This is a genomic window from Corallococcus exercitus (assembly GCF_003611585.1).
Taxonomy (GTDB): domain Bacteria; phylum Myxococcota; class Myxococcia; order Myxococcales; family Myxococcaceae; genus Corallococcus; species Corallococcus exercitus.
Genome location: NZ_RAVW01000486.1, coordinates 1 through 6,799, shown reverse-complemented (window position 1 = coordinate 6,799; position 6,799 = coordinate 1). Strand labels below are relative to the sequence as shown.

General features: G+C 67.9%; 5 protein-coding genes and 1 pseudogene. 3 read left to right on the top strand and 3 right to left on the bottom strand.

Going from position 1 to position 6,799, the window contains the following annotated elements:
• The first annotated feature begins 508 nt into the window (after positions 1 to 508).
• The gene (locus tag D7W79_RS36530; protein ID WP_208729933.1) at positions 509 to 2,035 is read left to right on the top strand and encodes a hypothetical protein; all 1,527 of its coding nucleotides are present in this window, start codon (positions 509 to 511) and stop codon (positions 2,033 to 2,035) included.
• A 225-nt stretch (positions 2,036 to 2,260) separates the two neighbouring features.
• On the opposite strand, the gene D7W79_RS36520 is transcribed toward D7W79_RS36530, so the two are convergent.
• Genes D7W79_RS36520 through D7W79_RS36510 form a run of 3 tightly spaced genes read right to left on the bottom strand, consistent with a single transcriptional unit; the run spans position 2,261 to position 4,361 of the window.
• Positions 2,261 to 2,488, bottom strand: a complete 228-nt coding sequence (locus D7W79_RS36520) for a hypothetical protein (protein WP_120529907.1) — start codon at positions 2,486 to 2,488, stop codon at positions 2,261 to 2,263.
• Positions 2,485 to 3,939 carry a carotenoid oxygenase family protein gene (locus D7W79_RS36515; protein WP_120529906.1) on the bottom strand — a complete coding sequence of 485 codons (1,455 nt, stop codon included), beginning with the start codon at positions 3,937 to 3,939 and terminating at the stop codon, positions 2,485 to 2,487. The genes D7W79_RS36520 and D7W79_RS36515 overlap by 4 nt, the downstream gene beginning before the upstream one ends.
• A gap of 11 nt (positions 3,940 to 3,950) precedes the next feature.
• Positions 3,951 to 4,361, bottom strand: coding sequence for a DUF2141 domain-containing protein (locus D7W79_RS36510; RefSeq protein ID WP_158617142.1), 411 nt, complete (start codon positions 4,359 to 4,361; stop codon positions 3,951 to 3,953).
• Positions 4,362 to 5,048: 687 nt separating this feature from the next.
• Here D7W79_RS36510 and D7W79_RS36505 point away from each other — a divergent pair.
• Entirely contained in the window at positions 5,049 to 6,050 is a 1,002-nt protein-coding gene (locus D7W79_RS36505; protein WP_120529904.1) for a TolB family protein, read from the top strand.
• Positions 6,051 to 6,321: 271 nt separating this feature from the next.
• A pseudogene (locus tag D7W79_RS36500) lies at positions 6,322 to 6,799 on the top strand (LVIVD repeat-containing protein); the annotation flags it as partial.

The window sequence follows — 6,799 nt, the reverse complement described above, 5'->3', positions numbered from 1 at the left end:
GCCCTGGCGAGGTGTGGCTGGGGAGGGGCAGGTGGGAACGCACGGGTGGGCGTACCGGCGAAGGCAGCCGGAGGGGACGGTGCTGTACGAGGCGGTGCGGGAGAACCTGGCCACATTGCTGGCGGAAGCCAGCGAGGTCGGGCGCGGCCTGCCCCGGTACGTGGAGCGGGACTTCGCCAGGTACCCGGAATGCGGAGTGCTGGCGCACGCTGTCGAACCTGTGGACGAACATGGGCGTGGGGCGCTGAGGCTCACCCGTGGGTGTTCACCCGGGCACTGCCCGACGGAAGAGGCGGGACGGATTTCCGCTTGTCCCGCCTGGGCTCGCTCCTCGTTCAAGGTCCGTGACAACCCGCGCATGCTCTGCGTGACCCTGGGGGAGAGAAGGGGCCCTTCACCACCGTCCGGGTCCCGTTGCCCTGAGCCGTCAGGGGGCTGGCCCTCTGCGTCCCATTCGCTGTCGAGTACCGTTTCCGTGCCAGGAAATCGGACTGCTTCCGTATGCCTCATGACATCCATGACGGAGGGGGAGCGCATGTCGTTGCTGGGAAGCCGTTCGTTCGCGGGAAGCGCATGGTGGGCCCTGGGGCTCGTGCTGCTTGGGATGGGGTTGAGTCACTGCAAGGGGGACCCCGACGGAGTGGATGCGGGAGTGGATGCGGGCGTCGATGCCGGCGTGGATGGCGGCGAAACACCTGATGCGGGATGGGACGCGGGGCCTCGGGTCCAGACGTTGATGCAGGACGTGAACCTGCTGGACGTGGATGCCCAGCAGCGATGGCTCGTCGCGGCGAAGCGGGATGGGAGTGGCACGGTGGTTCAGGACCTGGCCACCGGGGAGACGCGGCGCATCGCCCCTGCGGCGGAGCGCGGAGCCTTCTCGAGTGATGGCCGGGTCCTGGTCCTCACCCATACCCCGGGAGGGGGCAACACCGCCTGGGCGTGGCGGCCGGGGGACGCGGAGGCCTCCGTGATGGGCACGCGGATCGTGAGCGGCGTGGTGCTCAAGGAGGGAGCCAACCCCTATGCCGCCTTCATCGAGCGGACCGACACGGGTGGCGCGGACCTGCGCAGGGTGTTCCCCCTGGCGTGCGATGGGGGGACGTGCGAGGTCGAGACGTTGGCCCACATCGAGTCGACAGACGCGGTGGAGCTCACCGTGGGGGAGCGCTTCCTGTGGCTGCGGGGCGCGCGCAACTGGGCCTTCGATACGGAGCAGGGAACGCTCGCGGAGATCGAACGAGGCTTCACCAACGTGGTGCGCGTCTCCCCGAGCGTGAACCGTTTCGCGCGGCTCACTCCCGAGTGGCACCTCCAGCTGTTCGAGACCCGGACGCAGGCCCTGCTCTGGGATGTGGTCGTCCCCTCTGACGATGGGTACCTCAAGGAGTTCTCCTTCTTCGACGAGGACACCGTCATCGTCGGCAGGGCCGTCGACCTCCCTCCGAAGGAGAACTCCGTTGCGTGTACCTCGCAAGGGTGCGAATTGATCGGCGCCACGCTCTGCCGCACCTGGCGCAGGGAGGGCGGGGCGGTGCTCTTCTGCGCGGCCACGGATTGTTCCGGCGTCCGTTGCGCGGGGAGTTACGACTTGATGCGCAGCCCCGGGGTGACGCTCTTCCATCTGGGGGGAGCCATCGACCATGGTGAGCCCGCCCTGAGCGATGACCTGTCGACGGCGGCGTGGATGACCTACGACGTGAGCAACCCGGCGGGGAGCCGGACCCTGATCCGGGACCCGGGGATGACCCCGCAGTGGCTCTCCTTCCCACGGAGAATCGACACGACGGTCTTCTCCTTCGTGCCGGGGCAGCAGCGGTTCGTCTTCGTCAACCCGAAGCAGGATGCGAACGGTGGCGCGCAGAACGTGCTCTCGCTCTGGGACGAGGCAGGCGTGGAGGAGGTGGGCGTCGTCGAAGGCACTCCCGTCCACCCCCTCTTCCGGAAGGCGCCGCCCGCGCTCTATCTGAACTCGTCGCAGCCGGGCTCGAATGGCGGTGCCGACGTGAGAATTCTCCAGCGCTTCGCGCTCTGAGGCCGGAAGGTGGACACCCGGCGGGGGCCGCAATCGCCGGCCCCTGTCGTCCCACGTCACGCTCCCTCGTGCATGCGAAGCCACCGCGCCGTCCTCCTGCCGGTGCCCGGAACACAGGCGGAGTTCGGCGCAATCATCCAGGCCTGGGTAGACACCGGAGCCCACTGCCCGAAGCCCTGAGACCTCAGCGCAGCGCCTTCAGCCCCCTGCCCGACGCGAAGTGACTCACGGTGCGCAGTAGCGGACCGCCTGGAGGGTGTGAGACAGGGGGCTTTCGGTGGAGGTCATCACGAGCGCGCCCATCCAGTTTTCCGGCAGTTCCTCCAACTGGACCCAGCGTCCGTTCACGTGCAGGCGCAGGTAGTCGGGCCCGGGCGACAGGTCTTTCGAATGGCCCTCCGCATCCGAAGCCCAGAATCGGCCATCGTAATTTCTGAACAGCCGGCCGGTCATCCCTTCAGGAACGTGCCATGAAAGCCCAGCGGCAGCGCGCGAGGCAGCGTTGCGAGCGCCACGGGCCCGTCATCGAGGTGCTCCGCGTCGAAGGCCGCCAGGCGCGTGTGGCCGCGCGTGCAGTCCAGCGACGTGCCCAGCAGCCAGCCCTGGCCCTCTCGTGCCCCCGTGGGCACGAAGAGGTGCTCCTCGGCGATGATGCCCGGGCCGTAGTCGAAGCGCTGCACCCTGTCGCGCTCGACGTCGATTCGCGCGATGACGCCCCCGTGCGGGAGCACGGCGTCCTTGTCCTGCATCACCACGAAGTGCGCGCTCCCGCGCCGTCCCGGGACGCGCGGGTCCACGACCGGGAACTCCGCGCCGTGGGAGCTGCGCAGGATGCGGCCCTGGCCGGTGCCCAGGGGAATCTCCAGCTGTGTCAGCCGCGCCGGTGGGCGATCCTTCAGCCGGCCCTGGATGTCTTGGTCCACCGTCAGGTGCATGAAGTGCGAGTCCTCGTACCAGCAGGCGTACGCGCGCAGCCGGTCTCCGTCCTCCCACGCATGGCCGAAGTGGAAGACGAAGCCCGCGGGCAGCTCCCGTCGCACGACGTGCGTCAGGTCCGCCTTGTCCACCACGAGCACCGTCGTGCCCAGCGACGGCTGCCAGGCCTTCTTGTCGAACCACGTCAGGTCGCGCTTGTCGTCCCACAGCAGCGGCGCCAGCACCACGATGAGGTGGCGCTCCGTCTGCGCGAAGGCGTGCGCATAACCGGGGATGGACAGGGGCAGGGACGCGAACTGGAGCATCCGCCCGTCGGCGCTGAAGTGGTACAGCATCATCAGGCCCTGCTCGCCGGCGTACGGGGCGAGCCCGAAGTTCCAATAGCTGCCGTCGCGCTCGGGCAACGGGTGCGCGGAGAAGGGCACGCCGGCCAGGTCCTCGGACCAGTCCTTCGTGCCGCGCGTCTCGAGCGTCGCCGGGTCCAGCCGGTACGCGGAGCCCGCCTCCCAGAGCGCGAGCAGCTCGCCGCCCACCATGAGCACCGACGTGTTGGCCGGGTTGTAGGCATCGTTGCCGCGCGCGGGCAGCTCCGCGGTGCCCAGCGCGTAGCGGCCCAGCCGCTCCTCGTTCTGGAACTTGAAGGTCGACACGAAGCGCCCGTGGTGCGTGACGCCACGGGATGAGACGCGGAAGGACTGCACCATGCCGTCGCCGTCGAACCAGTGACGCACACGCTGTCCCGCGCGCTCCAGGCGGGCGGGGCCATTGCGGTACAGCGTGCCGTGCAGCGCGTCCGGGAAGCGGCCCTTCACGTGCGCGTCCACGGGCGCCAGCGCCGCCGACGTCACGGAGCGCCACCCCAGGGCCCAGTCGGGGGCCGAGGGTGGCGTGGCGGCGGAACGCGGGCCCGAGGCGCAGCCGGTGAGCAGCGCGGCGCCCATCCCCTTCAACAGTGTGCGGCGGTCCATGGCGCGAGTCCTCAGAACACCGTCAGGGTGAGCACCGTGCCGTCGGCGGCCAGTGTGAACTTCGCCTCATCGAACTTGGGCTTTCCGCGCGCGCCCACGTTGTTGCTGAAGCCGTAGCCCTCCTTGGGAATGCCGATGAAGTTGGTGTCGAGCTTGTTGTTGTCATTGGCATCATGGAACAGGCTCACGGCGTAGGTGCCCGGCGCGAGGTCCGGGATGGTGACGGTCACCTTCGCGTCCTTCACCTCCACGGTGCGAACGGCCGCGGGCTTGCCCTTGTCGTTGAACGACGCCTCGTCGGCGTGCACGGCGATGAGGACGTGGCCCGTCTTCTTCGTCAGGCCCTGGATGTCCAGGGTGAGCGTCGCGGCGTGAGCGTTGGCGGCCAGCAGCAGCAGGGAAGCGGCGAACAGGGGCTTCATGGTGGGCCTCGGGTGTGGCGGGTGGATGCGAGGCAATATGAAGGGCCGTGCCTGGGGGCACATGTGCCTGAAGTCACATGCGGACGCTTTTCGCGCTCATGGGGCCGTGGTCCGGGGGAGGGCAGGGGACGCGCGACGCGGTCAAGGCGTTCCCCCGCAAGCCGCGTGGTGTTGAGGCTCAAGCCGCCCCAGCCAAGAGAGCCAGGCCCTGCCGCGCACCGAAGGGAACGCGGCCAGGGCCGGGTGTACCCCAAGGGGCTGCGCGGCTTCTCCACCCGCTTGGCGCACTGCTCGGGCGGCCCCCATCAACAGCCCTCCGCGGCCCCTCCGCTCCTGCCCTCACCCTCCACATGGCCTCTATCCTGCCTATACGCAGCACGTACGGACGTCGGCAGCCCATGCGTGCGGAGGGGCCGAAACAGGTCGTCGCGAGCAGGTCCACGGACGGCAAACCCAGCCGGCAATGGCAACTCTTGCCAGCCCGAAGCGCTGGATCGCGGCAAGACTTGCCGTCCTCACAGGTTGCTCCAGGGGAAGCGGCCTGGAACGTGGATTGGCCCTGCCCTTGCTCTGTCGGCGGCATGTTCGCCCTTCCGTCCCGGCCCGCCAGGGAACCCTCTTCCAGGGTGAGCCTCGCGAGGCCGCGACCAGGACGGCGAACCTGAAACACAGCTGGGAGCCAGTACCATGATGATGGGAAGAAGCTGCATCCTTGGAGCAGTCCTGCTGACGGCCGCGTGTGGTGTCGCCAACCCAGAACAGGACGTCGCGGAGGACGACGTCACGGCGAAGACGTGCGTCCCCAACTGCCCACCGCCAACGAAGATCGCCTTCGCGTCGAATCGGGGAAGTGACCCCGCCCACCCCAGCAACTCCTACGATATCTTCGTGATGGGCACCGACGGCACCCTATTGAACCGCCTCACGGATGACCCCGTGATGGACCGGCGCCCCAAACTCAACAAGGCGCGCACCCAGGTGGTCTGGCAGCGCGACCATGGCCAGACGTATCCGTACCTTGGCGGCTTCGAAATCGTCAGCGCCAACATCGACGGCAGCAACATGCAGCGGCTCACGAACTGGGAAGGTGACGACGAACAGCCCGCCTTCAGCCCCGATGGGACGCGCATCGTCTTCGTCCACTGCACCTCCCGGTGCAGCCTCTACCTGATGGACGCCGACGGCCAGCACTTGGCCCTCCTGGCCACGGACCTGCAAGGCTCCGGCAGCTACCTCACGCCGAGCTTCAGCCCCGATGGGCTGAAGGTCGTGTTCGGCTACGAGGCGCTGAGCACATCGGATATTCCCTTCCGGGGCATCTACCGCATCAACGTGGATGGGACGGGACTGGTGAGGCTGAACGAAGGCCCCCCCGACTGGACCTCGCTCTTCCCGGTCTACAACCCGGCGGGGACGAAGATTGCCTTCACCACGAGCATCTCGGTGCAGGGCTCGTTCAAGCGGGACCTCTACTCCATGAACGCGGACGGAACGGGTCTGGTCGCGCTGCAGAACGGGCCGGAGGACGACCAATGCCCGGCCTACAGCCCTACTGGCGATACCCTGGTGTTCGCGCGTTTCCCGGGGGGCTCGAGCAGTAGTGAAATCTTCATGCGATCCGTCAACGGCACCCTGATCAACCTGACGAACACCGTGAGCGCGAACGACGTCGAACCGTCCTGGCAGTGACAGAAGCCCGGTCAAACAGCGCGCCCACCCGCCAGGTGGGCGCGCCAGGGGGAACTCCCGCTCATCGGAGGGAAGGGGACCCTCGAAGTGGAGGGGACGGTGTTCACCGTGCGCCTGCCGCGGCTGCGTGCGGGTGAAACGCCCTCCTCCTCCATGGAGTAGGGCGCGTCACGGCTTGCCGCCGGTCCCCTTTCTCCATGTCACGAATGTCTCTACACTGCGAGTATATCAAGACGCACCCGATGTGCGCTGTTCACCCTGGAGCCTCTTCATGACTTGTCTTCCCCGTTGTCTGGGAATGCTGCTGCTCACCTGCCCCGTGTTGCTGACGGCCTGCACTGACTCCAAGGGGCAGCCGGATGCCGGCACGCCCCCTGTCGTGGCTTGGGATGGCACCTCCACCCCCATCGAAGAGAAGAGCGACTGGATTGACCGCGGCGTCTTCGCCCCTTGCGAGTTCACCCCCCCACTCGAAACCCAAATCGACTGCGACACCCCGGCCCTCTTCAACCTGTCGCAATGCGACCTGGGCGCGCTCAGCAAGGCGTCACGGCACGGCATCTACCAGACCGAGATGCGGCCCAGCTCTGGCGAGTACCCATGGGGGGGCGCCGGCATCCTGCTCCCGGAGGATGGCGGCGTCGGGAGCCTGAATTTCAGTCCCATCACCCGGCAGCAGTTCGACGACCAGGGCATGCTCCTCGTCAGCGGCTACACCACGACCCGGGGCGCGACCATCAAGTATGTGC

What these genes read in the sequence shown, in the direction of transcription:
- D7W79_RS36530 (WP_208729933.1), top strand. Translation starts at nt 509, where the DNA reads ATGACATCCATGACGGAGGGGGAGCGCATGTCGTTGCTGGGAAGCCGT.
- D7W79_RS36520 (WP_120529907.1), bottom strand. Translation starts at nt 2,488, where the DNA reads ATGACCGGCCGGCTGTTCAGAAATTACGATGGCCGATTCTGGGCTTCG.
- D7W79_RS36515 (WP_120529906.1), bottom strand. Translation starts at nt 3,939, where the DNA reads ATGGACCGCCGCACACTGTTGAAGGGGATGGGCGCCGCGCTGCTCACC.
- D7W79_RS36510 (WP_158617142.1), bottom strand. Translation starts at nt 4,361, where the DNA reads ATGAAGCCCCTGTTCGCCGCTTCCCTGCTGCTGCTGGCCGCCAACGCT.
- D7W79_RS36505 (WP_120529904.1), top strand. Translation starts at nt 5,049, where the DNA reads ATGATGATGGGAAGAAGCTGCATCCTTGGAGCAGTCCTGCTGACGGCC.